The organism is Deltaproteobacteria bacterium (genome assembly GCA_020848905.1).
Taxonomy (GTDB): domain Bacteria; phylum Myxococcota_A; class Polyangia.
In genome coordinates this window covers 88225-111991 of record JADLHG010000038.1, presented here as the reverse complement: position 1 = coordinate 111991, position 23767 = coordinate 88225, and the positions used below count along the sequence as shown (strand labels likewise).

The following is a 23767-nucleotide window of genomic DNA, read 5'->3' as shown; positions in this document are numbered from 1 at the left end:
CGCTGGAGCGGGAGGGCCGCCTTCAGCGTTCAGCGGGGCCTTGCGTGGCCCGCAGCCGGAGAGGATAGTAGGGCCGCGTGACGCTGTCCTCTGAGAAAATCCGGGTGCGGACGACGAGAGAGTGCGAGGGGCTGCTCCCCGCGGTGGCCGGGCTCGCCTTCCGCGGACGCGTGCTGCGCGAGGTGGCGGAGCAGTACGGCACGCCGTCGGTGCTGCTCTCGGGGCCGCGCGTGGCGAAGAACGCGCAGGCGCTGCGGGAGGCGCTCGTGGGGCACGGGCGCGGCTTCTTCTCGAGCAAGGCCTGCTACGTGGGGCGGGTCCAGCAGACGGTCGTGCGCGAGGGGCTGGGGCTCGAGGTCTGCTCGGGGGGAGAGCTCCTGCTCGCGCTGCGCAGCGGGGTGGCCCCCGCCGAGATCTGCTGGAATGCGGTCGCGCTGAGCGACGAAGAGCTCGGGTTGCTCGTGGCGCACGACGTGGGCCTCGTGGGGCTCAACACGCGGGCGGACCTCGAGCGGGTGGCGCGCGCCCACGCTGCGGCGGGACGGAAGCGGCCCATCTTCTTGCGCGTGCATCCGGGCACGGCGCGAGGCTATCTCGAACGCGACGGGCGTCTCGGCTTCGACCTCGAGAGCGGAGAGGCCCTGGAGGCGGCGCGGCTCGTCGCCGCGCGGCCGTCGCTCGAGCTCGTGGGGCTGCACGGGCACTGCCTGGCCGGTCGCACGAGCCCGACCGACCACGTCGTGGTGGGGAAGGAGCTCGGGGCCTTCGCGCGAGCGCTGCACGAGGCGTTCGGGATGAAGGTGCGGCAGCTGAACCTCGGGGGTGGGCTGGCGGCGGCCTCGGCGCTCGAGCGCGCGGGATGGCCGATCGCGGCGTTCGTCGACACCCTGGCGCAGGAGCTGCGGTCGCTGCTCCCCTGGCCCGTGGAGCTCGTGCTCGAGCCGGGGCGCTACGTGGTGGAGGACGCGGCGGTGGCGCTCTGTCGCGTGCTCGGCGAGCGTCGCGCGGGGGAGGCGCGGTGGGCCATCGTGGATCTGGCCTGCAACTACCTCCAGCCCTTCGGCGGCCGAACCTTCTCCATGCTGGTCGTGGACGGGGCCGCGTCGGGAGGGGCGTCTTCGGTCGCGGCGGTGGGCGATGCGACCTGTTCCGAGGCGGGAGTGCTCGCGCGCGAGGTGCGGCTCCCCGAGGCGGCCGAGGGGCAGCTCCTCGTCGTGCCGGGGGTCGGGCACTACACCGAGTCGGTGGCGCATCGGTTCATGCGGGGACTGCCCGGGCTGGTGTGGGACGACGGCGCGGCGACCGAGTGCCTGCGGACCCCGGAGGGGGCGGAGGCCTGGCTCGCCGCCACCTGGGGTGGGTCGTCGCTCCCGTGAAACGCCGGGCCCTTGGCATGCGGTTCGCGGTGCTGGCCCTCCTCGTCGGGGGCGCGCCGAGCGTGGCACGCGGGGAGTCGAAGCCCAAGCTCGCCGTGATGGCCCTCGAGGACGCGACGCGCAGCCTGTCCCCGTCGCTCGTCGAGAGTCTCACCGACGCGCTGCGGGCCCGCCTCGCGCAGAGCGGGCGCTTCATCGTGATCGACAAGTCCCGCCAGGCCGAGGCGCTGAGGCGGCTGGTCAAGCAGCAGAAGCGCGAGAGCTACCGGGCCTGCTACGACACGCGCTGCCAGATCCCGCTCGGGCAGGCGGTGTCCGCGGACACCATCTTGCGCACGAAGCTGACCCGCGTCGGGAGCAGCTACCTCATGAACGCGGAACTGGTGGACCTGGCCAAGGAGGCCGTGACGGGGGGCGGGCAAGCGCAGGCGGCGGCGCTGCCGAAGGGGACCCGGGACGATCGGCTGCTCACGGCGGTGGAGCGGGTCGCGGAGCTGGTGAGCGGCGGCGCGGGGAGCGGTGGTGGCGGTGCGGCGGGAGCGCGTGCGCCCGAGGGGGGGACCGGCCGTGGGCGGGACCTCTCGGGGCCGGCGCCGACGGAGGGGGCCGGGGAGCCCGACGGTGTGGCCGCGGCGCGATCCGCGGAACCGGCGCCTCCGGCCGACACGCCCGAGGAGCTCGCCCGCAAGCAGGAGGAGCGCGCGCGTCGGGCCGAGGAGCAGCGCCGGGTTCAGCTCGTGGCGGCCGAGGAGGCGCGGCGCCAGGAGGATCTCGGCCAGCGTGCTCGGCGTCGGTCGGCCATGCTGATCTACGGGTACCTCGCGCTCAGCACGGGCGTCGTCTTCGGCGCCACGGGCGCTTATTACCTCGCCGCCAAGACCGCGCAGGAGGTGAACAAGGCGCGAGAGGCCGCCTCGCCGAGCGAGCTCGAGACGGCCGCCGGCGCAGCCAAGTCGGCGCAGACCACGGGCTGGGTGCTGACGGGGATCGGCGCGGCCTCGGCCGGAATCGGGCTCTGGCTCATCCTCGCGGCGCCTCGCGTGGAGCGGCCCGTGACCGTGGGTCGCTTCCGCCTCGACCGACTCCCCTCCGCGACCGCCGCGTCCTCGGGTGTCGCCCTCCGGTGGGGTGGACGGTTCTGAGGTGCTTCACGTACCATCTCGCCGCTCAGGCGGCACCTATCAGGTGAACTCTGGGGTCAGCGTCGGGCCACGTCATGCAGCGTCTCCGCACGATCGGTTTTCTCTCCGGGCTCCTGCTCGCGGTGGGGCTGCTGCGCTGCGTCTCGATCCCGGGGATGGAGGAGGGCGGTCCGTGCAACGACAAGGGGATCTGCAAGACGGGCCTCGTCTGTGAGGAGGGCCTCTGCCGCTCGAAGAGCGCGGCCGCCTCGAGCTGGGAGGTGATGCGCAGCCCCGTGGATACGGCCCTGGCGGCCGTCTGGGGCGCGAGTGCGAGCGAGGTCTGGGCCGTGGGGCCCGGTCCGACGATCCTCACCTATCAGGGACAGGGGCTCGACTGGTCGCGCGTGACGCACAGCTTCGGCGCCAGCGGTGGGCTCGTGGCCATCTGGGGCCGCTCGAAGAGCGAGCTCTACGCCGGGGGAGGCTCGCTCCTCGTAGCCTACGACGGGCGCGCCTGGACCAGGCAGCAGCTCTTCGACAAGACGAGCGGCACGGAGCTCAAGGAGGGCTACGGCATCGCCGCCATCGCGGGGACGGCGGCGCAGCTCTACGCGGTGGGGAGCACGAACGGCAAGCCCTACCACGCCCTCTTCCGACACGCGGGTGGCACGCGCTGGGAGACCGTGCCCGAGGTGAACCTGGCCTTCTCCGGGGTGGACCTCTGGGTGGAAGGGAACGAGATCGCGATCGTCGGGGACTCGCCCCACGCGAAGCACTACACGGGTTCGGTCTGGGTGGAGAAGAACCTCGGCAAGCGCGTGGCGCTCGACGCGGTGGCGGGGGACGGGTCGCGGCTCGTCGCGGTCGGGGCCTCCTCGGAGGTCTTCGAGTACGCGGGGGGAAGCTGGAAGGTCGCCGCCCCGGCCCGGGCCAGGTGGACGGCCCGTGACCTCTGGCTCCTCCCCGGGAGCGACCTCTTCGTCGTGGGCGAGGGGGGTGGCTACGGCGCGGACTTCAGTCCGGTCGAGCGCTGCGGGACCACCTGCGTGGCTCAGGTGATGCCCGAGGGGGCCAAGCCCTCGCAGAACAAGAAGATGTATTCTATTTGGGGCGCGGCCGACGGCACGCTTTTCGTGGTCGGTGATAGCGGGCTCATCTTGCGCCGAAGGAAGCCATAGCGAATGAACGTACTAAAACGGAACGTCGTAATGGTCCTGGCGCTCGGCTTGACGGCCTGTCCGAGCGGCAACGTGCAGCTCTCGGGGCAGGGGACGCGCGTGGTGCGCCCGGCCTGGGTGCCGCGCCCGAATCGCAGCCACCCCGACTTCTTCTACGTCACGGGGGCGTGTCGCGAGCGGTCCAGCGTGGGGCAGGCCCGCGAGTGCGCCCAGGCCGACGCCGAGCAGCAGCTCCGGCAGACCGTCGGCGATCCGACGGTGCGCCTCGGCGGCAAGTTCGTGGAGGACGAGTACTTCGAGCGACGCGAGGGGGGCGGGGGGACCATCGTGGACGCGTGGGTGCTGGTCGCCTTTCCGCGCAGGGAGCTGAAGAAGGCGCAGACGCGGGTGGCCAACCGGGTGCTCCTCGGCGTGGCCTGCGAGAGCGACACGCCGGAGACCTGCGCCGGGAGCCTCACGCAGCGGGTGGAGGCGGCTCTCACCGAGCGCGGGCTGAGCCCGGCGCCCGAGCGACTCGGGGTCAAGGAGGTGCGGGAGATGCCGGTCGCGCTCCAGACGGCGGCGCGGGTGCTCGCGGCGCGGGTGCTCGTGGCCACCTTCGGGGCGCGCTTCCTCACGTCCACGGACGGGGAGTTCTACGCCGAGGCGCGGTGCGGCTTTCGCCTGGTGGACGCGGTGGACGGGAAGGTGCAGGCGAGCGCCGAGCTCGGGCCGGTCAAGGCCGGCCACATCGGCCGCGCCGAGGCGGTGAAGAAGGCGCTCGACGAGTGCCTGGGACAGCTCGTGGCGCGGCTCCCCCGCGCGGGGTCGTGATGGGCCGGAGCGAACGGCGCGCCCCGCGGAAGACGGTCGCGGTGGCGTGCGTCGCGTTCTCCCTGCTCGGTGCGGGCGGCGCGAGGGGCGAGCCGTCGCGCGACTTCGAGCTCTACGACTTCGCGGACCGGCTCGTGAGCCTGAAGCGGGTGCGCGCGGAGGCCAGGCTCGTGGTGGTGGAGTTCTTCTCCGAGGTCTGCAAGCCCTGCAAGGCGGCGCTTCCACGGTGGGCCGCTCTGGAGCGGCGTCTCGCGGGCAGGGGGCTGCGCGTGGTGGTGGTCGCCGTGCCGCCCGGGGACGCGGATCGCGAGGAGGCGCGGGCGCGGGCGGCGAGCTACTTCAAGGGCGAGGGACTCGGGCTCGTCGCGGTCTGGGACAAGTACACGGTGGTGGCCAAGCGCTTCGGCGTGGCGAAGGGGGAGAGTCTCCGCTTGCCGCAGGCCTTCCTCCTCGACGGGGCGGGTCGCCTCGTGGCGCAGAGCGCCGAGGTGGCGCCCCTCGAGCGCGAGATCGTCAAGCGCCTGAAATAAGCACGCTCAACGGACCGCCTTCTTTGCCTCCAGCTCCCCCTCGAGGACCAGGATCATCCCCTGCACAATCTCGATGAGGCGCGTCTCGGTGACGGGCGCCTTCGCGTCGTTCCACCCCACGGAGAGGGCGAACCACTTCCCGTCCTTGCGTTCGAGCAGCCAGGTGAAGTTCAGGACCCCCGGCTCCGAGCCCCCCTTGTAGCCCACGTAACGCCAGCGGCCGTCGGCGAAGAGGAGCCCCTTGTTGATGCGGAGGAGCCCGCGGGCGGGGGAGGCGCGGCCGACGCTGCGACGCCGTAGCCAGTCCATGGTCCGGCAGAGGTCGGCGGCGGAGGCGTACCATTCGAGCGCCCCGATGGCCGTCGGGGTGGAGAGGTCGAGCCCGAGAAAGCCGTCGAGGGAGCGACGCGCGAGCTCCCGCTCGAGATACCGGCGGCGGGCGGCCTCGTCGAGCTTGAGGTACGCGGTGCGACGGGCGAGCCCCGCCGGGCCGCGCTCCTTGAGGAAGAAGAGCTCTCGCGTGGCCAGGAAGGGGCGATTGCGGGCCGGCGCCGCGACGCCCATCGGAGCCAGCATCGCCTCGACCTTCTCGCGTCCCGCGGCGAAGAGCAGGTGGTCGGTGGCGGTGTTGTCGCTGATCGAGACCATCAGCGAGGCCAGACTCTGCAGGGTGAGCGGCGTCTGTTCGGGCCAGTCGTGCAGGATCCCCGACGGCAGAGAGCGGCGGTCGCGCCGCAGGCGGACGAGCTCGTCCCAGCGCTTCTCCCCCTTCTCCAGGGCGTCGATCAGCGCGCCCAGGATGTAGAGCTTGAAGGTGGAGCCGATGGCGAGCGCCTTCGTCGGGTTCAGCTCGGCCACCGGGCGCGGCGCGTCGGCGCCGAGCTCCCAGAGCGCGAAGGAGACCTCTCCCGGGAGCTTCTTCAGCTCGGCGAGCCCATCCTGGATCGTGGCGCCGGCGACGCTGATGGGGCCGAACCAGAGCGTGGTGATCCGGTGCGGCGGCGTGCTGCTCAGCCCGATGCGCACGGGGAACTGCCGGCCCCTGCGGGTCAGGAAGCGGTACTCGGCCCGGTAGGGAGGCTGGACCGAGGTGCGTACCGCTGCGGCCACCGGGCCGGCCTGCCGGTAGAACTGCTGGAAGACCTCGACCAGCTTCGGGGCCGGGACCTGCGCCAGGAAGGCTCCGTCGAAGAGGTCGGTCACGTCCTTCGGCTTTTCCGCGACAAGGGGCTTGAGCTCGGCCACGCGCGCGCTGACCAGCGGCGCCGAGTCGGCGTGGGCCGCCAGAGGCGAGGAGAGCGCGAGGAGGACGGCCCAGGCGGGGCCGACGCCAAGAGAGAGACGAGGAGGGCGATGCATGAGGGGAACTCCGGGCTGGGAGTCGGGTCGCGGCTGCGAGGGGAGCCTAGCGACCGGCACGAGGGAGGGCAAGCGACACGGCGTCTTGTATAATGCGCCGGTCGACGAGGTCCGCGGTGAGCAAGCGCCGTCGCAGGAAGAAGGTCTGGGAGCGCGAGACATGGGAGAAGAACGACGTGTCGTCGACGCCGGCGGCTGAGGCCAAGACCAAGGGCAAGGGCTCGGGGTGCGGTCCGCTGATCCTCGGCGCGATCATCCTGACGCTGATCTTCGTCGGCATGTGTCGCTCGAAGGAGAAAGAGCGGGTGCGCAAGCGCCGCGTGGCCGAGCTCCAGCGCCAGCTCGACGAGACCCGGCGCCGGATCCGTGCGCGACCCACGCCGGTCCGCGCGCTGCCTCCGCCGATCCCGCGGCGGCCGGTCCTGCCCGAGAAGGGGCCGCACCCGGACTACCCGACGCCGCGAGCGGCGGGGACGGAGCAGCTCTTTCTCGCGGAGGAGCCGGACCGCGGACCCCGGCCCACGTCGGTGGCGCTGCCGAGCAAGAAGGGCCTCCGCGCGTCGGTGCACGCCCATTGCGATCTGGACCACGCCACCTTCGTTTGCAGCCGGGGCACCGTGCGCCCCGCGAACGCGCGACACTGGCGCCTCTACCGCAAAGGGGCGCAGCTCCTCCTCGCCGAGAAGGTCTGGCCCGGAGGCAGGGCGCTCGCGAGCTACGTCTTCGAGTGGCGCGACACGGGCAAGCTCTGGCGCCTCTCCGAGGTGGACGCGTACGGAACGCTGAACTGGACGCGGACCTTCGAGCCGTCGGGGCTGCGCTACAGCACGCGGAAGCTGAGCGGAGAGAACGGGCTCTCCGGATGCGGGGCGCTCGTGCTGAAGCTGGACGCGCGCGGGCTGGCCGAGGAGGTGGGGTGTCTGCAGTGGTCGGGGCAGGCGATGCACGACCTCCGGGGAGTGGCGCTCACCCGTTTCAAACGCAATGCCCAGGGCTTTGTCCTCGACGAGGAGCGCTTCGGCAAGACGGGTGAGGCCGTGCTCGACGCGAACAGCGTGCACCGGGTGAAGAGCGAGCGCGACGCGCAGGGGCGGACGGTGACCGAGCTCTTTCTCGGGCTGCACGGCGAGCCGGTGGTGAACACCGAGGACGGGTGCGCCGGCAAGCGCTACCGGTACGGGACCCGGGGCGAGACGCTCGAGGAGACCTGCCTCTCGCTGACCGGCGACATCGGCGCGAACCGGTACGGGATCACCACCGAGGCCTACGAGGTGGACGCCGCGGGCTGCACGGCGGTGCAGCGCAACCTGGGACCCCACCGCGAGCCGGTGACCGACTCGGCGCGCGTCCACGCCACGCGCTATCAGCTGAACGAGGCCTGCCAGCAGCTCCGGCGGTCGTGCCTGAACCTCCTCGACCAGCCGATCGCCTGCGGCCGGCATCAGGCAGCGCACGAGCTCTTCACGCGAGACGCCAAGGGGCGAATCATCGCGGTGCGCCATCTGACGGCCTTCGGCCTGCCGGGCAAGCACGAGGTCCACGAGGTCTACGAGGTCCGGTATCAGTACGATGATTTTGGAAACCGCGTTCGCATTGCGTGCCACGGGGACGACGGCGCGCCGACCGACTGCGCGCGCACCGGGCACCACGCGGAGCTCCAGGTCTTCGACGACGCCGGGAGGCTGAAGGAGGAGCGCTTTCTGGACACCAAGGGGGCGCCCGGCACGAACTTCGGCACGGCCGTGCGGCGCTACCGCTACGACGCCTACGATCACCTGATCGAGACGGAGAACTTCGACGGTGACGGCAAGCGCAAGGAGGTGTTCGGCTCGGCGATCCAGCGGCGCATCTACGACGAGCGACACCGCCTCTTCGCGGTGCTGCTCCTCGACGGACAGGGCAATCCGGCCAAGTACACGGGGTGCTATACGGGCCGGGATTGCCCGCGCGGGGCGTGGCACGCGGTGCGCCTGGTGCGGGATGGCCTGGGGCGCGTGCGGAGCAATCAATACTTCGACCACCAGGGGCAGCCGATCGCGACCCTGATGTGTTCGAGCGTGCGCTGCTGGCGGGATTGACCGCGCGACCCCTGCGCCCCCGCTGCGCTCGGAGCTAGCTGCACGTCCCGGCCACGCACTTGGAGCGGGCCGCGCACTTCCGGTAGCAGCCTCCGCAGTGCTCGGCGTCGGTGAGGAAGTCGACGCAGCTGGCGCCGCAGACGCTCAGCCCCGAGGCGCAGGTGGCGCTGCAGGCTCCCTTGGAACAGACCTGGCCCTTGCCGCAGGGGCTATCGCAGCTCCCACAGTTGGCGGGGTCCTTCTGCGGGTTGACACACGAGCCGCGGCAGAGTCGGCTCGGCGCGGTGCACTGGCAGGTACCCCCGAGGCACGTCGTTCCGGGCCCGCAGGTGTTGTAGCAGAGCCCGCAATCCGTCGGCCCGAAGAAGTCGGCACACTTCGGCGCGCCGAGGGCTCCGCACCCCCAGGCCTGCCCCGTCGGACAGACGCACCGTCCGGCCTGACAGGTCGCGCCCGACACGCAGGCTTGTCCGCAGGCGCCGCAGTGCTAGCCGGCGGTCAGGAGATCGACGCAGGTGCCCGCGCAGGAGGTGACGCCGCTCGGACAGGCCTGACACTGCCCCTTGTAGCAGGCGAGGCCGGCGCCGCACTTGGTACCGCAGGTGCCGCAGTTCTGCGGGTCGGCCTGGGCGTCGGTACACACCTTGGTCATGGTCAGGGGATCCGTGCAGGTCGTGCGCCCGGCCGGGCAGCTGCCCTGGCACTGTCCGCCGATGCAGAAGCAGTCGCCGCCAAAGAAGCCTCCGCAGGGGCCCATCTTCTTGCAGTCCATCCCGCAGGCGCCGCAGTTCGCGACGCTCGTCTGCAGATCGACGCAGGTCGGCGGGGGCGGGGGCGCTCCCGGGCTGGGCATCCCCGAGGAGCACTTGGTCTGCGAGCCGCTGCAGCCGGTGGGCAGGCAGGTAGCGGTGCCGGAGATGCCGCTGCCCGCGCAGCGCGTGCCGGCCGGGCACTTCGTGCCGCAGGCGCCGCAGTTTTCGTTGTCGGCTGCGGAGAGGCATTTCCCGTTGCACAGGATCTGCCCGTAGGTGCAGACGCACGCGCCCGCCACGCACCGGCCGAGACCGCAGCCCTTGCCGCAGGCCCCGCAGTTGTCCTTGTCCAGGGTCAGGTCCGCGCAGCGCCCCTGGCACGTCTGCTGCCCCGCCGGACACGCGCACTTCCCGGCGGTGCAGATCTGACCTCCGACGCAGCGGGTGTCGCAGGTCCCGCAGTGGCTGGGGTCGGAGAGCAGGCTCGTACAAACGGCTCCGCATTGGGTCGCGCCGCTCGGACAGGCGGTGAGGCAGGTGCTCGCCGAGCAGACCTCGCCCGGCTTGCACTTGCCCTCGCAGTTGCCGGCGCACGCGGTGCCGGGGTCGCAGACGCACTTTCCGCCCTGGCAGTGCGAGCCGGGCCCGCAGGCCACGCCGCAGGCCCCGCAGTTGCGATTGTCCGTCGTCGGGTCGACGCACGCTTCGGCGTAGAGCTGCGGGTCGCGACAGGCGAGCTTCCCCGGCGCGCACCCGCACTTGCCGGCCGTGCAGACGCCACCGCTCAGGCGGTAGTCGCAGCGCTCGCCGCAGCGGCCGCAGTTGTAGAGATCGGTGTCGAGGTCGACGCAGATGCCGCTGCAGAGGCTGCCCGGGCAGCTCGCCTGGCACTGGCCCTTGACGCACACGTCGCCGGGCTTGCAGGCGTGGCCGCACGCGCCGCAGTTGCCCGGCGAGAGCTGGAGGTCGGTGCACCCGTACTGGCACTTCGTGCCGCCGGCGGGACATTGTGCCGTCGTGCACTTCCCGCCCACGCAGACCTCTCCGCTGTTGCAGGTGAAGCCGCAGGCGCCGCAGTGGGAGGGGTTGTTCGACAGGTCCACGCACTGGCCGCCGCTGCAGACCGCGGTGCCCGCGGGGCAGGTGCAGGCGCCGTTCACGCAGACGCCGGTGCCGCAGGTCGTGCCGCACGTCCCGCACGCGCTGCCGCTCGTCGAGAGATTCACGCAGCTATCGGAGTACGAGTAGCACATGGTCGTGGGCCCCGAGCAGCCCTCGCAGGTGCCGTTGTTGCAGATCTGCCAGGCGTCGCACTTCTTGCCGCAGGCCCCGCAGTTGTAGCGGTCCTTCTTCAGATCCATGCAGCGATCGGGCTGGCCGGCGCCCGCGGGACAGGTGCTCGTACCCGTCGGACAGCCGCACTTTCCCGCGGTGCACACCTGCCCCGCGCCGCACTTCGTGCCGCACGTGCCGCAGTCGGTGGACGAGGTGAGCACGTCGGTGCACTGGCCCCCGCAGGGCTGCCATCCGGTCGGGCACTGGCACTTGCCGCCGACGCACTTTGTCCCGGCGCCGCAGACCGTGCCGCAGCCGCCGCAGTTCGCGGGGTCGAGCTGCGGATTGGCGCAGCGACCGGCGCACACGAGGCCCCCGGCATCGCAGCGAAGGACGGCCTGGTCCCGGGCCGGCTTGCCGTCCGCGCGGACATAGAGATCCGATCGGATGGCGCCGTCGGCGAAGGGGGCCGCGTCGTCGGTCGAGGCCCCGCCGTCGCTCGAGGCCCCGCCGTCGCGCGCGTGTTGTCCGTCGGGCGCACCGTCACCCGGAGGCGCCGCGTCCGTGGCGCTGGCGGCGGAGCCGTCGTCGGTGAGCTCGCCCTCGGCGGCGCAGCCTGCGTCGAGGCACAGGGCCAGCCCGAGGATCGCGATGGTGCGGGCGGCGCGAGGTTGGAAAGACCGTCCTGCAGGATGCGGCGACATGGGGTTTGCTCCGCCCGATGGAGGGTGACGACGCCCGGTGCGGCTGGCGCGCTGTAGGAGAACCGGCCTATCGGTTGCCGCGCCGTTGGCCAGCGTTCAACCGACGCGCGTTTTTTCGCCTTGGGTGTCGCGACATTGGCCGGACCTCCGGCCTCCCGCGCGTTGCTCGGGTCGTCGCCGCGGAGTAGGCTCGCGTCCTTGGCTGCAGCCCGCGCCCGCCACGCGGGGCCCGAGCGACACCGCATGTCTCCTTCATCCCGGCTCTCTGAAACCCGCGCCGCACGCCTGCTCATGGCCGAGGGCTTTCTCGGGGAGATCTTCGTCTCCCTGAGCGGCGGTGTGTTCCTCACCGGGCTCGCGCTCAACCTCGGGGCCGGTCCCATGACCCTGGCCCTGCTCGTCGTGCTCCCCTTCGTGGCGCAGCTCGGGGCACTCCTCGCACATCCGGTGGAGCAGCGCCTCGGCTCGCGGAGAGGCTACGTGGTGCCGGCGATCTCCGCGGCGCGCGTGCTGTGGGCCGTGCCCGTCGTCTTCGCCACCTTCGGTCAGCGTGGCGCGGGGCCCCTCGTCGCGACCATGGCCGCGCTCTTTCTCATGGCCATGGTGGTGATGATGGGGGTCAACGGCTGGACCTCCTGGATGGCGGAGATCATCCCGCCGCACGCCCGGGCGCGCCTCTTCGCGCGGCGCTCGTGGGCCGTGGGCCTCTCCACGCTCCTGTCGGTCCAGGGGGGCGCGCTCTTCCTCGACCACTTCAAGCGCGTCGGGCGCGAGCGCCTGGCGCTGGCGGTGATGGGGGGCGTGGCGATCCTGGCGGGGGTGAGCGTGGCGCTCGTCCTGCGGCGTTTCCCCGACGCTGCCCCGCATCCCGGTCCCGCCGAAGGCCTGGTGGCCGCCGCGCGCCGCCTGCTGCGCCGCAAGCGCTACCGCCGCGTCTTCGCCTTCCTCGTGGCCTGGAGCTTCGCCGTCGGCGTGCCGTCGCCCTTCTGGAACCTCTACATGCTCTCGCAGCTCAAGATGACCTTCTTTCTGACCAGCATTCACACGAGCATCGTGCTCGTGGTGCGGCTGCTCGTGAACGGCCCCTGGAGCCGCGTCATCGACCGCGTCGGGAGCCAGCGCGTGCTGCTCGCCTGCGCCCTCGGCATCAGCCTGACCCCCTTCATCTGGGCCTCGACCAAGGAGGGGCGTATCTGGCCGGTCTGGATCGAGGCCTGCTACTCGGGAGTGCTGTGGACCGGCTTCAACCAGGCGGCCTTCATTCAGCCCATCGCCGTCCTCTCGGCGGCGGACCGCGGGCGCGGGCTGGCCGTGCTGAACCTCGGCACGGGGGTCTCCACCTTCGCGGCCGGCCTCCTCGGGGGACTCGTCACGCGGCTCCTCGGTGTGCACCGACGGGCCACGTTCGTCACGCTCTTCGTCTCCTCGAGCGTGCTGCGCGCGATCACGGGGCTCTTCGCGCTGCGCCTCGGCGAGCCGGGCGTCTCGGTGCGTGCGTTTCTCGTGAACTTCATCGGCTACGGGTTCCTGCGGCGCAACGCCGTCGGGCGGCAGTGGATCCTGGTCGACGAGCCGGAGGAGGAGCTCCCCGAGGATGGGGACGGCTGACCCCAGCTATCCGGTCCAGCCCCGGAGGCGCGTGTGCGTCCTTCGAGCAGAGCCGCCTACCATGCTAAGCTAGCGCCGCCAATGCAGGTCGGACGCTATCGCTTTCTCGATCGTGTCGCCGTCGGAGGGATGGCCGAGGTGTACCTCGCGGTCGCCCAGGGAGCGGAGGGCTTCGAGAAGGCGGTGGTGATCAAGCGCCTGCTGCCCCAGATGGCGCAGAACAGGCGCTTCGAGCAGATGTTCCTCGACGAGGCGCGCACCATGCTGAGCCTCCAGCACGGGAACATCGTCCAGATCCTCGACATGGGGCGCATGGATGGCCTGCCCTTCCTCGCGCTCGAGTACGTGGACGGGCGCGACCTGGCCACGGCGCTCGCGCGGGGGAAGGACTACGGCATCTCGGTGCCGAAGGAGCTCGCCGCGTACATCGCCTGCGAGGTGTGCAAGGCCCTCGATTACGCCCACCGCAAGGTGGACCTCGAGGGCAAGCCGCTGCACATCGTGCACCGCGACGTCTCGCCCTCGAACGTCTTCCTCTCCTTCGAAGGAGGGGTGAAGGTCGGCGACTTTGGCATCGCCAAGGCGCGCGACAACCTCGACAAGACCGACGCGGGGGTCATCAAGGGGAAGTTCAGCTACGTCTCCCCCGAGCAAGTGGAGAGCCAGGAGCTCGACGGTCGCTCGGACATCTTCTCGCTCGGGACGGTGCTCTACGAGGTGTGCTGCGGGCAGCGCCCCTTCGTTGGCTCGACGGAGTTCGAGATCGTGATGCGGGTGAAGGAGGCCCAGTACACGCGGCCGAGCGAGGTGGTGAAGGGCTTCGACCCGCGTCTCGAGGCGATCATCGTGCGCGCGCTGCAGCGGGATCGAAACGCGCGCTACGCCACGGCCAACGAGATGCGCGAGGACCTCGAGCGCTACCTGCAGAGCTTCGCCGCGCGGGTGGGGGACCGGCAGCTCAGCGAGTTCCTGAGCCAGCTCTTCTCGTCGGAGCGTCGCAGTCAGAGCTTCCTCTTCAAGCTCCCGCCGCTCGATTCGCTGCCGCCGGCCATGTCGCAGGTGGCGCGCGAGGGTGGCATCTCGGAGTTCCGCCACGTGCAGACGCCCACGCCGCACGGTCGAGGCGGCGCGACGCCGGTCGGTGCCGCGCGGGCCACGCCGCCGGCGCTTCCCCCCGGGGTCGTGGCCGCGGGAGCCCTCGGCGCGGCGCGGGCCCCGGCCCTGCTCGCCGCCCCGGTCGCCGGTGCGGTCGCCGGTGCGGAGGCAGGTGCAGCCTCGGGAGCCGAAGGTGCGACGGCGGTTCCGCGCGAGGTCACAGCGCGGGCGGCCCTGCGGGATCTCGCGGAGCCCGCGGTCGCAGCACCTGTGCGTCGCAAGGGCGGCGCCACGGGTTGGATCGTGGGCGCGCTCGTCCTCGTGGCCTGCGGTGCGGGTGCGGTGGCCGCGTATCGCCACCTCGGGCGCAAGCCGCCGCCTCCGCCCACCGCGACGCTCGAGGTCACGTCGGTGCCCTCCGGGGCGCAGGTGCTGCTCAACGGCCGGGACACCGGGCAGCGCACGCCGGCCAGTCTGCCGGGGCTGGCGGTGGGGCAGAGCTTCGAGGTGCGCCTCGCGCACGCCGAGACCGACGAGGCCTCGCGGCTCTTCCAGCCCACGCACCCGGGCGCCTACCAGTACGCCTTCGCGCTCAAGCCGAAGGAGGAGGAGCTGACCATCGGCTCCACCCCCGAGGGGGCTGCGGTGAAGCTCGACGGTCGAGACCAGGGGAAGACGCCGCTCACGCTGCGCCTCAAACGACCGGCGCGCTTCACGCTGGTCCTCGAGGCCGAAGGGTACGCGCCGCGCACGGTGGTGCATCAGACCGCCGGGGACCGGGCCACGCTGCAGCTCGAGCTCTCGCGGCTCGCCAAGCCCACGGCCGCGCGCCCCTCCGGTCCCGCGCGCCCGAGCCCACCCGAGGGGGAGCGGCGCTTCGGCACGCTGGAAATCCAGGGGGACATCTCCGCCGAGGTGCAGATCAACGGCAAGCTCGCGGGGTACCTGCCGGGCTTCCGCAAGCGTTTGCCGCCCGGGGAGTACCGCATCGTCGTGAAGCCGCGGGGGCGTCACATCCGGCATCAGGCCACGGTGCGCATCACCGAGCGGGCCACGCACCGCCTCTCGCTGACGCAGTAGACGGCCTCAGAAGTACCCGTAGCGCAGGCCCAGCGTGCCGCTCATCCGTCCCGGCAGGTTCCGTCCGAGACCGCGAAAAAAGAGCCCCGTGTCGAAGGCGGCGTGCAGCGTGAAGTGCGGGTGCACGCGATACGACGCCGCGACGCCGAGGCCGGTCTCGAGCGTGCCGGAGTCGGGCTGCAGCGCTCCCTGATAGAGCACGCTCGACTCCCAGCTCGTGTGCGCGATGAGGCTCAGCACGGTGTTGCGCGCCACCTCCCAGCCGCCGGCGGCCGCCACCTGCAGCCCCGTGCCGTAGCGGGTGCGCGTGGGGCCCGTGGGTCCGTCGCGCTCCGAGGGGAGCGGCACCGTGACCCCGAGGTCGATGCGCCCGAAGAGCGGGTCCCGAACCCACTCGAGGCTGGTGGCGAAGGAGAGGACCCAGGCCCCGCGCCCCGTCACATCGGCGCCGAGCGTGGTGCCCGAGCGATACCAGGGTCGCCCCGAGGGAACGAGCACGCCCACGAGGAGCGCCACCCCGGGAACGTAGGGGTAGCTCCCCGTGCGGATCGCGTCCCAGCGCAGCCCCGCCTGCGCGTCGCCGAGGCCGCCGCCGGTCTCGGACAGCTCCGCCGTGCTGCGGTAGGTGACGAGCCAGGGCAGGCGCGCCTGGAGCTCGAGGCGCCAGGGGAGCGCGACCATGCCGTAGAGCTCGCTGCGCCAGTCGTGTGCCCGGTAGGCCCCGCGCCCTTGCCAGCGATGGTCGGCGTCCCACTGGCCGAGCGTGCTGATCAGCGCGGTGCGCACGCCGAGGGCGAAGCGCTCCCACGGGAGGAGTCGCCCCGTGCCGAAGGCCGTGGCCGAGAGGCAACAGGCGGCGCCCTCCGCGACGCGCGGCAGGGCGAGAAGCGCGAGCCCGGCGAGCAGCGCCGTGACGGGAGCGACGCGGCGCCCGACGACGGGCATCACTTCACGTCGCGCGACAGCACCGTGGAGCCGGTCTGTCCCGCACCCGCGGTGACCACGACGCGCACCTCCCACCGCCCGGGCATCTGGAAGGTCACCGGCGAGGCGAGGTACCGGCCGCTCCCCTCCTCGGTGACGGTGGGGGTCTCGGTCGACCCGTGCCCGTGGGCCGGCATCTGCGGGTCCACCTTGACGTTCGCCCCCGGCACGGGCTCGGCCGCCGCGTTCTTCACGGTCACGCGGAGGACGTTCTGCCCCACCTTGGGGGGATCGGGCTCGATCGTCGCCTCGACCGCGAGCGAGCCGCCGGTCGGGGTCGTGGTCGCGTCTCCACACGCCGCGAGCAGCACGGGCAGCGCGAGGAGGAGGCGAAGGCTCGGGGCACGACAGGCGGGGAAGCGGGGGATCGACATGGCCATCACTCGTTCAGGTCCGCGGGAGCGACGCATCGCGTGCGTGCGTGCGTGGCGGGAGCTTGTAGCGCAGCTTCGCGACGGTGGCCACCGGTGCGAGGTGCGGTGGATTGTCGCGCCGCGCCCCGCGCGGACTACATCGTCGGCTCGTTGCCGGGTTTCCACTTGATGTTGCAGCCGAGGCTCGCGCGCTGCTCCGACGCTACGGCGCGACCGTCGAGCAGGGCGTCGAGGGCGGCGCGCAGGTCGGCTCCCGTGACGGGACGATCGTTGCCCGGGCGACTGTCGTCGAGCTGACCGCGATAGACGAGGCGCCGCGCACCGTCGAAGAGAAAGAAGTCCGGCGTGCACGCCGCGCGGTAGGCCTGCGCTACGGCCTGCGTCTCGTCGAAGAGGTAAGGGAAGCCGTAGCCCGCTTCGCGCGCCTCCTCGGCCATGCGGGCCGGGCTGTCCTCCGGGTGCGAGGCGACGTCGTTGGCGTTGATGGCCACGACGGCCACGCCGCGCGGCAAGTAGTCGCGGCCGAGGCGTGCCAGCTCGGCACGCACGTGTCGGACGAACGGGCAGTGGTTGCAGATGAACATCACGAGCAGGGCCCTGGCCTCGGCGAAGTCCGAGAGCGCGACCATCCGGCCGCTCGGGTCGGGGAGCCGGAAGTCGGGAGCGGTCATCCCGAGGGGGGCCATCGTAGAGGGGGTGCGGGCCATCGAGAGCTCCTCCTGCGTCGGCCCGAAGGATGCCACCGCGGGGGATTCCGGCAAGCGCGAAAGGCGCGGCCCGCGGGGACAGCGACGTTGAACGGGTGACGGACGGCCTACGCCGCCGACTGGGGGGCGGCGGTCGCGACCTCGACGCCGGCCTGGCCCCCGATGGGGATGCGGAGGCGGAAGGTGGTGCCTCGGCCGACCTCGGTCTCGAAGCCGATCGACCCCTTGTGCTTGTCCACCACGATGGCGCGCGCGATGGCGAGGCCCTGTCCCGTCCCCTTGCCCACCTCCTTCGTGGTGAAGAAGGGATCGAAGACGCGGTGACGGATCGCCTCGGGGATGCCGCCCCCCGTGTCCTGCACCTCGATCACGGCGAACGCGGCGTCGAGTCGCGTACGCACCGTCAGCGTGCCACGCGTGCCCCACTGGCCCACCACATCGGCGATGGCGTGCGCCGCGTTGACGACCAGGTTCAGGATCACCTGCTGCAGCTCGCCCACGTGACAGGTCACGGGCGGGAGCTCGCCCAGCTCCGTCACCAGCTCCGCGACGTACTTGTACTCGTTGTTGGCCACGGTGAGGGTGGCGGAGATGGCGCGGTTGAGGTCCGTGGCGGCCATCTCGCGGTGGTCCGGGCGGCCGAACTCCTTCATCGCGCTCACGATGGCCGAGACGCGCAGGGTGGCCTCGCCGGCCCGCTCGAGGGCCTTCGGCACCTCGCCCGCCAGGTAGTCGAGGTCCCCCTCTTCGCGAATTCGGCTGACGGCCGGCTCCACCTCGGGGACGGAGAACTGTGAAGCCAGACCGAGCGCCAGCTCCGCGGTGCGCGCGTTCGAGCGCGAGAGATCCTCGAAGGCGCCGCGCAGAAAATAGAGGCTGTCCCCCAGGTACTGGATGGGCGTGTTGATCTCGTGGGCGATCCCCGCGGCGAGTTGGCCGATGGCTTCCAGCTTCTGCGCCATCCGGAGCTCGGACTCCACGCGCTGGCGTTCGGCCATCTCCGTGCGGAGCCGGGCGTTGGCCTCCTCGAGCTCGTAGGTGCGACCGCGCACCAGGGTTTCGAGGTCGGCGAGGCGCTGCTCCACCTCGCGCTGCAGCCGCCACTTCACCACCATGGAGTGCGCGATCTGGTGCACCTCGACGTTGTCGAAGGGCTTCTTGAGGATCAGCAGCCCGTCGCGCTGTCCGAGCCGGGCCACGATGTCGGACCAGGAGTGATCGGAGTACGCGGTGCAGATGACGACCTGCAGCTCGGGGTCCACCTTCCAGAGGCGGTCGATGGTCTCCAGTCCGTCCCAGCCCGGAGGCATGCGCATGTCCACGAAGGCCACCGCGTAGGGACGCCCCTCGGAGCAGGCGCGGCGCACGCGCTCGAGGCCCTCCTCGCCCTGGAAGGCCGAATCTACCTCGAAGCCGTCGCCGGTCGGCGCGCTCGGCTCGTCGCCCCCGAAGAGGCGAGCCTCCAGGTCGTCGAGCGCTGCCTGGGCCGCGGGGGGTGGGGCGAGGACCTTGCGGAAGTCCTCGTGGATCGATCGGTTGTCGTCCACGACGAGGACGCGGCGGCTCATCGGCGCCCACGCTCGGTCGGTGCGCATCGGCGCGGATCGCGGCCGACGCTCTCGTGGCTATCCCGGCTGCCCACGAGATCCCTATCGGCGCTCGAAGGAGTGGCTTTAGGGAGTCGCCGCGCTCGGATTCCGTGCGGGACCAGCCGTCAGTCGGCTAACCGATCGGGGCCGCCGCTCGGGTCCAGGTTCGCAGCCTCCCACCAAGACGCGAAAATGATGGCCGTTTGTTTCGCGTAGGCCTTGGTGTGGGCCTTGCTACGACCAGGCCGGGGGCACCTCCGGAGGTCAGGAAATGCACGCTAGAGCGGGTCTGTCGCGGTCACGGTTTCTGTTCGGTCCCGCGGTCGTCGTGGGGCTCGGGTGGCTGGCGGCAGGGTGTAACGCCGGTCGAGCCTCGGTGGCGACCGACGCGGGTGCGGCCTCCGACGCTCTCGTGCGGGGCGAGGCCGGCCGGGACGCCGTGTCGCTCCCGGCGGATCGCGGCGTTTCCGACGATGCGGGGCCGGTCCTTGCCGACGCCGCCGTGCCGTCCCTGGCGTGGGGGGCCTGCGACACCACGAGCTGGCCCACCGGCTATCCGATGCCCACGGCGGGGGTGCAGTGCGCCGCGGTCGAGGTTCCACTCGACCACGCCGATCCGAAGCGGGGCAGCTTCACGCTGCGCGTCGCGCGGCAGAAGTCGCGCTCCTTTCCGACGGGCAAGGCGATCTTCAACCTCGCGGGCGGTCCCGGCGGTGCGGCCGTGACCCAGAGCGGGACCATCCCGTACGCCATGCCGCAGGCCCTCGAGACCTTCGACCTCGTCTACGTGGACCAGCGAGGAACCGGGGGCTCGGGGTATCTGGACTGCAGCGCCGGGTACCCGGACACGAAGGCCGAGTGGATCGTCTGCGCCGGCGAGCACGCGAAGAAGCCGCTCGGGTACTACCTCACGCGCGACGCGGCCGACGACGTGGACTTCGTGCGCCGCCGCCTGGGCTACGCGAAGATCCACCTGCGCGGCGGGTCGTACGGCACGCGCCTCGGGCTCGAGGTGCTGCGCCGCCACGGATCGGTCGTGATCGCCGCGGTGCTCGACGGCGTGGCGCCCCCCGACTGGGACTTCTTCGCCGAGGTGGTCAAGGCGGGGGACTGGGCCGTGACTCGCCTCGTGGAGGAGTGCGGCAAGAGCACGGACTGCAAGAGCGTCGCGCCCGACCTCGGCGCCGACCTCGCCGCACGTCGCGCGGCCCTCAAGCTCGCGCCGCGCCCGATGCTGGTCAACGGTAAGACCATGCTCGAGGACGAGGCCACCTTCGTGGACCTGCTCACCGGCCTGCTCGACGACCCGCGGCTGCGCTACCGGGTGCCGCGGGCCATCCATGCGGCGGCAGGCGGCCAGCACGGCTTGTGGAACGCGCTCATCGGCGAGGCCTTCGGCGTGACGGTGACCGACCCGCCGAAGAGCTCGCCGCGCGGGCCGGGCCCCCTCCCGACCATGCGCCCGCTTCGGCGCCGCGGGCTCGGCGCCTCGTACGTGGCCCCGGGGATGCACGCCACCGTGGTCTGCGCCGAGTGGTGGCCGAACGCGAGCGGCGGACCGGCGGCCCTGCGCACGCTCGCCGCGGAGCAGCTCTGGAGCGGCAGCACGGCCGAGTACATGATCGGTTTCGGCGAGGCCTGCTCGGCCTGGAACGTGGCGCCGCTGCCGGGCGCGGATCGCGCCGCGGTGACGTCGTCGGTGAAGACGCTGCTCCTGAGCGGCGACGCGGACCTGCGAACCCCGCCGCACCTGGGGGACCACACCTTGAAGACGCTCTCGGCGGGCACGCACCTGGTCGTGCCCTACGCTGGCCACTCCACCCTGATGGTGCCGTGCGCCGCGCAGATCGCCTCGGACTTCCTCGCCGCCGATGGGAACCTCGCGGCCGTGGACACCACCTGCCTGAAGCGGCTGAAGCCCCCCACCTGGTGAGGCCGGGGTTGGGCGCGCGCCGTCGTCATTGCGCGAGCCGTCGCCTCGACTCGGCGAGGCGCTGGCGGTAGTCTGCTCCCCCATGAACGCCCCCGCGCTGGATCCAGCAACCCTGACCGTCGATGGCATTCTCACGCACCTCAAGGCCCGCGTGGCCGAGGCGTTGCGGCAGCTAGGAGCCGAGGCCCCCGTCGAGCTCGCCCCCCCGCCGCAGCCGGAGCTGGGAGACTTCGGTTTCCCGTGCTTCGCGCTGGCCAAGTCGCTGCGCAAGGCGCCGCCCCTCATCGCGAAGGAGCTGGCTGCGCTCATCGCCCCCGACGCGCTGGTGGCCGAGGTCGGCACCGCGGGCGCGTACGTGAACCTGCGGCTGCGACGGGAGGCGCTGGTGCAGGTCGTGCTGCGGGAGGTCTTGTCCGAGCAGGCGCGCTACGGCGCGGGGCAGGCGCGGCCGCCGCAGCAGGTGATGGTGGAGTACTCCTCCCCGAACACGAACAAGCCGCTTCACCTTGGTCACCTGCGCAACAACCTGCTCGGCGCGTCGGTGGCGGCGCTCCTGCGGCACGTCGGGCACGCCGTCACGCGCATCAACCTGGTCAACGACCGAGGCGTGCACATCTGCAAGTCGATGCTCGCCTACCAGAAGTGGGGCGGGGGCGCCGACCCGGAGCGTGCGGGCGTGAAGGGGGACCACTTCGTGGGGGACTCCTACGTCGCGTTCGAGAAGCGCTTCGCCGAGGAGTACGCCGCCTGGCAGCAGAGCGACCTCGCGCGCAGCAAGGTGGCCGCGTGGCTCGAGAGCCCGGACGGGCTCGTGGCGACCAAGGCGAAGGCCAAGGACCCGTCGGCTCCCGACCCGGAGAAGGCCTACTTCGACGGTTTCAAGGACGAGTACTTCAACGCGCTCTCGCCGCTCGGGGCGGAGGTGCGGCAGATGCTCGTGCGCTGGGAGCAGGGGGACGGCGAGGTCACGGCCCTCTGGGAGAAGATGAACGCCTGGGTGCTCTCGGGCTTCGAGGCCACCTACCGGCGCATGGGCGTGGCCTTCGAGGAGACGCAGTACGAGAGCCAGACCTACAAGCTCGGCAAGGAGCTGGTGCACGAGGGGCTCGCGAAGGGGGTGCTCGCGCGACGCCCCGACGGGGCCGTGGTCTGCGACCTGGCCCAGGTGGGGCTGCAAGGGGAGAAGGTGCTCCTGCGCGGCGACGGGACGAGCGTCTACATGACGCAGGACCTGGGCACCGCGCTCGAGCGGTTCGACAGCCGCCACCTGGATCGGCTGATTTACGTGGTAGGCGACGAGCAGAACTACCACTTCGAGGTGCTCTTCAAGGTGCTCGGCCTGTTGCGGCCGGGGATGACCGAGCGTTGCCATCACCTCTCGTACGGGATGATCCGCCTCCCCGAGGGGCGGATGAAGAGCCGCGAGGGGACGGTGGTGGACGCGGACGACCTGATGGACGAGGTCCACGCGCTGGCGCGGCAGGAGACGCTGGCCAAGGCCGAGGAGGGGAAGGCCCACGTGGCGGACCTCTCCGACGCGGAGCTCGAGCATCGCGCCGAGCAGATCGGCCTCGCGGCGCTGAAGTACTTCCTCCTCAAGTTCAGCCCGCGCAAGTCGTTCGAGTACGACCCGAAGGAGAGCATCGACTTCCTCGGCCAGACGGGACCCTACTGCCTCTTCAACTACGCCCGCACGCGCTCGCTCATGCGCAAGGCCGGCGGCGAGCCGGTCTACCGGGCGGAGGCCGCGGCGCGGGTGGGGTCGGACCAGGAGCTGGCCGTGGTGCGGCTCCTCTACGCCTTTCCCGAGGTCGTGGCCCGCGCTGCCCAGACCTACGACCCCTCGCGCGTCGCCGAGTACCTCTTCGAGCTGTGCAAGGGCTTCGCCTTCATCTTCACCGACAAGACGAACCATCCCATCGTGACCTGCGAGGACGCCGAGCTGCGCGAAGGGCGCCTGATGCTGGCCGCGGCGGTGAGCCACACCCTGCGCACGGGCCTCGGTCTCCTCGGCATCGAGGCGCTCGAAGAGATGTAGCCCCGTCGACCGTCCTCCGACGGTCGTGGGCCCGGGGTCGCGTCGCGGCCCGCCGAGGGGCGCTGCCCACAGGTGTTTGGCTTCGCGACCGGCCAGCGCGGATCGCCTTGCCAGCCACGCCGCGGTAGCGCTTCGCAATTTCGTCGCTTTCGCGCGACGCGGTCCCGGCACACCCGTTGCTACTTGTTCTCCGCGTGACGTCGCCCGTGCCGGGCGAAGGCCGCCGTGCAAACGGCCGTCGCCCCGACGTCGCGTAGACCACCACATCCCAACTTTCGTGAGGAGGAGGACGCCATGTTTATCCGTCGCACTATCCCTGTGCTCGCGCTGCTGCTCGCCGGTACGCCCGCGCTCGCCGCCAAGGGCGACCGCCAGACCGTCGGCAAGGGGCAGGGGCAAGGCCAGGTCCTGCCTGCGGGAACGATCACCGTGCGCGGGCAAGGGCTCGTCAAGGTTCGTCCCGACGGGATCGTCCACATCAACTTCAGCCACAAGGGGGCGACGACCGGCGCGGCGCAGCAGGGGAACACCCAGGCCGTCGAGGCCTTCTACACGCAACTCTTCCGCGTCTTCCCGCAGCTCAAGGCGACCCAGGTGCGGCGGCAGGCTCCCTCGGTGCACGAGTCCTGGCAGCAGAACGCCGAGGGCAAGTGGGTCATCAGCGGCTACGAGGCCAACCAGTCGGTGCGGATCAAGCTCCCGAGCCAGGCGCGTGACAACACCCTGCTCGGCCAGGTCTTCGCGTACGCCACGGAGCAGCTCGGCGGCGACTACGTGCAGCAGTTCACGGAGGTCACCGAGCGCAAGCGCCAGGGGGCGGAGCGCCGCGCGGCCGTGAAGGCCGTGGCCGCGGCGAAGAAGCAGGCGACCCTCGAGGCGGGGGCCGTGGGGGCGAAGCTCCTCGGCGTGGCCGACATCGGTCTCGAGGAGGACAACGGCGGCGGCGGTTACCGCGGCGCGCGGGCCTTCGGCCTGGAGGCGGCGATGGACGCTCCGGCCGCGGCTCCGAACGGACCCCGGATCGACATCGACGCGCAGCCGATCCAGGCCTCGCGCGTGGTGAAGTTCTTCATCGGTCAGTAGCGTTGCCTCGCGGCGCCGCCCTCCCGCTGCGGCGCTGCCTTCCCCTGCACCGCCTTCCCTTGCGCGCCCCGGGGCCGTGCACTAGGC

Annotated in this window: 18 protein-coding genes; 11 read left to right on the top strand and 7 right to left on the bottom strand. The window is 71.8% G+C overall.

Going from position 1 to position 23767, the window contains the following annotated elements:
- Positions 1-104: 104 nt before the first annotated feature.
- The 5 genes from IT371_16195 (at position 105) to IT371_16175 (ending at position 5021) form a co-directional block, all read left to right on the top strand.
- Entirely contained in the window at positions 105-1376 is a 1272-nt protein-coding gene (locus tag IT371_16195) for a hypothetical protein (GenBank protein ID MCC6749204.1), read from the top strand.
- A gap of 17 nt (positions 1377-1393) precedes the next feature.
- Positions 1394-2518, top strand: a complete 1125-nt coding sequence (locus IT371_16190) for a hypothetical protein (GenBank protein ID MCC6749203.1) — start codon at positions 1394-1396, stop codon at positions 2516-2518.
- 74 nt (positions 2519-2592) lie between these two features.
- Positions 2593-3678: a hypothetical protein gene (locus tag IT371_16185; protein ID MCC6749202.1), complete on the top strand. Its 1086-nt coding sequence runs from the start codon at positions 2593-2595 to the stop codon at positions 3676-3678.
- 3 nt (positions 3679-3681) lie between these two features.
- Complete coding sequence (locus IT371_16180) at positions 3682-4491, top strand: hypothetical protein (protein MCC6749201.1); 810 nt, start codon at positions 3682-3684, stop codon at positions 4489-4491.
- A 41-nt stretch (positions 4492-4532) separates the two neighbouring features.
- On the top strand, positions 4533-5021 hold the full coding sequence (locus IT371_16175; GenBank protein MCC6749200.1) for a TlpA family protein disulfide reductase: 489 nt from the start codon (positions 4533-4535) through the stop codon (positions 5019-5021).
- Between the two features lie 6 nt (positions 5022-5027).
- Here IT371_16175 and IT371_16170 read toward each other — a convergent pair whose 3' ends face one another.
- The gene (locus IT371_16170) at positions 5028-6380 is read right to left on the bottom strand and encodes a serine hydrolase (protein ID MCC6749199.1); all 1353 of its coding nucleotides are present in this window, start codon (positions 6378-6380) and stop codon (positions 5028-5030) included.
- 116 nt (positions 6381-6496) lie between these two features.
- Between IT371_16170 and IT371_16165 the strand changes: the two genes are divergently transcribed.
- Complete coding sequence (locus tag IT371_16165; GenBank protein MCC6749198.1) at positions 6497-8458, top strand: hypothetical protein; 1962 nt, start codon at positions 6497-6499, stop codon at positions 8456-8458.
- 34 nt (positions 8459-8492) lie between these two features.
- Here the strand turns inward: IT371_16165 and IT371_16160 are convergent, their stop codons facing one another.
- Both IT371_16160 and IT371_16155 read right to left on the bottom strand, forming a co-directional pair.
- Positions 8493-8918 carry a hypothetical protein gene (locus IT371_16160; protein ID MCC6749197.1) on the bottom strand — a complete coding sequence of 142 codons (426 nt, stop codon included), beginning with the start codon at positions 8916-8918 and terminating at the stop codon, positions 8493-8495.
- A 27-nt stretch (positions 8919-8945) separates the two neighbouring features.
- Positions 8946-11189: a hypothetical protein gene (locus IT371_16155; GenBank protein MCC6749196.1), complete on the bottom strand. Its 2244-nt coding sequence runs from the start codon at positions 11187-11189 to the stop codon at positions 8946-8948.
- A gap of 243 nt (positions 11190-11432) precedes the next feature.
- Here IT371_16155 and IT371_16150 point away from each other — a divergent pair, with 243 nt between their 5' ends.
- Positions 11433-12797 carry a hypothetical protein gene (locus IT371_16150; GenBank protein ID MCC6749195.1) on the top strand — a complete coding sequence of 455 codons (1365 nt, stop codon included), beginning with the start codon at positions 11433-11435 and terminating at the stop codon, positions 12795-12797.
- An 81-nt stretch (positions 12798-12878) separates the two neighbouring features.
- A complete protein-coding gene (locus tag IT371_16145) occupies positions 12879-14972 on the top strand; it encodes a protein kinase (GenBank protein MCC6749194.1) in 2094 nt (697 codons plus the stop codon).
- Between the two features lie 6 nt (positions 14973-14978).
- Here the strand turns inward: IT371_16145 and IT371_16140 are convergent, their stop codons facing one another.
- The 4 genes from IT371_16140 to IT371_16125 form a co-directional block, all read right to left on the bottom strand.
- Complete coding sequence (locus tag IT371_16140; GenBank protein MCC6749193.1) at positions 14979-15917, bottom strand: hypothetical protein; 939 nt, start codon at positions 15915-15917, stop codon at positions 14979-14981.
- Positions 15917-16330 carry a FixH family protein gene (locus IT371_16135; protein ID MCC6749192.1) on the bottom strand — a complete coding sequence of 138 codons (414 nt, stop codon included), beginning with the start codon at positions 16328-16330 and terminating at the stop codon, positions 15917-15919. The genes IT371_16140 and IT371_16135 overlap by 1 nt, the downstream gene beginning before the upstream one ends.
- A gap of 134 nt (positions 16331-16464) precedes the next feature.
- On the bottom strand, positions 16465-17037 hold the full coding sequence (locus tag IT371_16130) for a thioredoxin family protein (GenBank protein ID MCC6749191.1): 573 nt from the start codon (positions 17035-17037) through the stop codon (positions 16465-16467).
- A gap of 107 nt (positions 17038-17144) precedes the next feature.
- Positions 17145-18605 carry a response regulator gene (locus IT371_16125; GenBank protein ID MCC6749190.1) on the bottom strand — a complete coding sequence of 487 codons (1461 nt, stop codon included), beginning with the start codon at positions 18603-18605 and terminating at the stop codon, positions 17145-17147.
- A 292-nt stretch (positions 18606-18897) separates the two neighbouring features.
- Between IT371_16125 and IT371_16120 the strand changes: the two genes are divergently transcribed.
- From IT371_16120 to IT371_16110, 3 genes are all read left to right on the top strand, one after another.
- Positions 18898-20559 (top strand): alpha/beta fold hydrolase, encoded by a 1662-nt coding sequence (locus IT371_16120; protein ID MCC6749189.1) that lies wholly within the window; start codon positions 18898-18900, stop codon positions 20557-20559.
- A gap of 82 nt (positions 20560-20641) precedes the next feature.
- Positions 20642-22597, top strand: coding sequence for an arginine--tRNA ligase (argS, locus tag IT371_16115; GenBank protein MCC6749188.1), 1956 nt, complete (start codon positions 20642-20644; stop codon positions 22595-22597).
- Positions 22598-22891: 294 nt separating this feature from the next.
- The gene (locus tag IT371_16110; protein MCC6749187.1) at positions 22892-23680 is read left to right on the top strand and encodes an SIMPL domain-containing protein; all 789 of its coding nucleotides are present in this window, start codon (positions 22892-22894) and stop codon (positions 23678-23680) included.
- Positions 23681-23767 lie beyond the last annotated feature (87 nt).

Bases quoted from the DNA above. Each gene is read 5' to 3' on its own strand.
- IT371_16190 (MCC6749203.1), top strand. From the start codon at position 1,394: ATGCGGTTCGCGGTGCTGGCCCTCCTCGTCGGGGGCGCGCCGAGCGTG.
- IT371_16185 (MCC6749202.1), top strand. From the start codon at position 2,593: ATGCAGCGTCTCCGCACGATCGGTTTTCTCTCCGGGCTCCTGCTCGCG.
- IT371_16180 (MCC6749201.1), top strand. From the start codon at position 3,682: ATGAACGTACTAAAACGGAACGTCGTAATGGTCCTGGCGCTCGGCTTG.
- IT371_16170 (MCC6749199.1), bottom strand. From the start codon at position 6,380: ATGCATCGCCCTCCTCGTCTCTCTCTTGGCGTCGGCCCCGCCTGGGCC.
- IT371_16155 (MCC6749196.1), bottom strand. From the start codon at position 11,189: ATGTCGCCGCATCCTGCAGGACGGTCTTTCCAACCTCGCGCCGCCCGC.
- IT371_16150 (MCC6749195.1), top strand. From the start codon at position 11,433: ATGTCTCCTTCATCCCGGCTCTCTGAAACCCGCGCCGCACGCCTGCTC.
- IT371_16145 (MCC6749194.1), top strand. From the start codon at position 12,879: ATGCAGGTCGGACGCTATCGCTTTCTCGATCGTGTCGCCGTCGGAGGG.
- IT371_16140 (MCC6749193.1), bottom strand. From the start codon at position 15,917: ATGCCCGTCGTCGGGCGCCGCGTCGCTCCCGTCACGGCGCTGCTCGCC.
- IT371_16135 (MCC6749192.1), bottom strand. From the start codon at position 16,330: ATGTCGATCCCCCGCTTCCCCGCCTGTCGTGCCCCGAGCCTTCGCCTC.
- IT371_16130 (MCC6749191.1), bottom strand. From the start codon at position 17,037: ATGGCCCGCACCCCCTCTACGATGGCCCCCCTCGGGATGACCGCTCCC.
- IT371_16125 (MCC6749190.1), bottom strand. From the start codon at position 18,605: ATGAGCCGCCGCGTCCTCGTCGTGGACGACAACCGATCGATCCACGAG.
- IT371_16120 (MCC6749189.1), top strand. From the start codon at position 18,898: ATGCACGCTAGAGCGGGTCTGTCGCGGTCACGGTTTCTGTTCGGTCCC.
- argS (MCC6749188.1), top strand. From the start codon at position 20,642: ATGAACGCCCCCGCGCTGGATCCAGCAACCCTGACCGTCGATGGCATT.
- IT371_16110 (MCC6749187.1), top strand. From the start codon at position 22,892: ATGTTTATCCGTCGCACTATCCCTGTGCTCGCGCTGCTGCTCGCCGGT.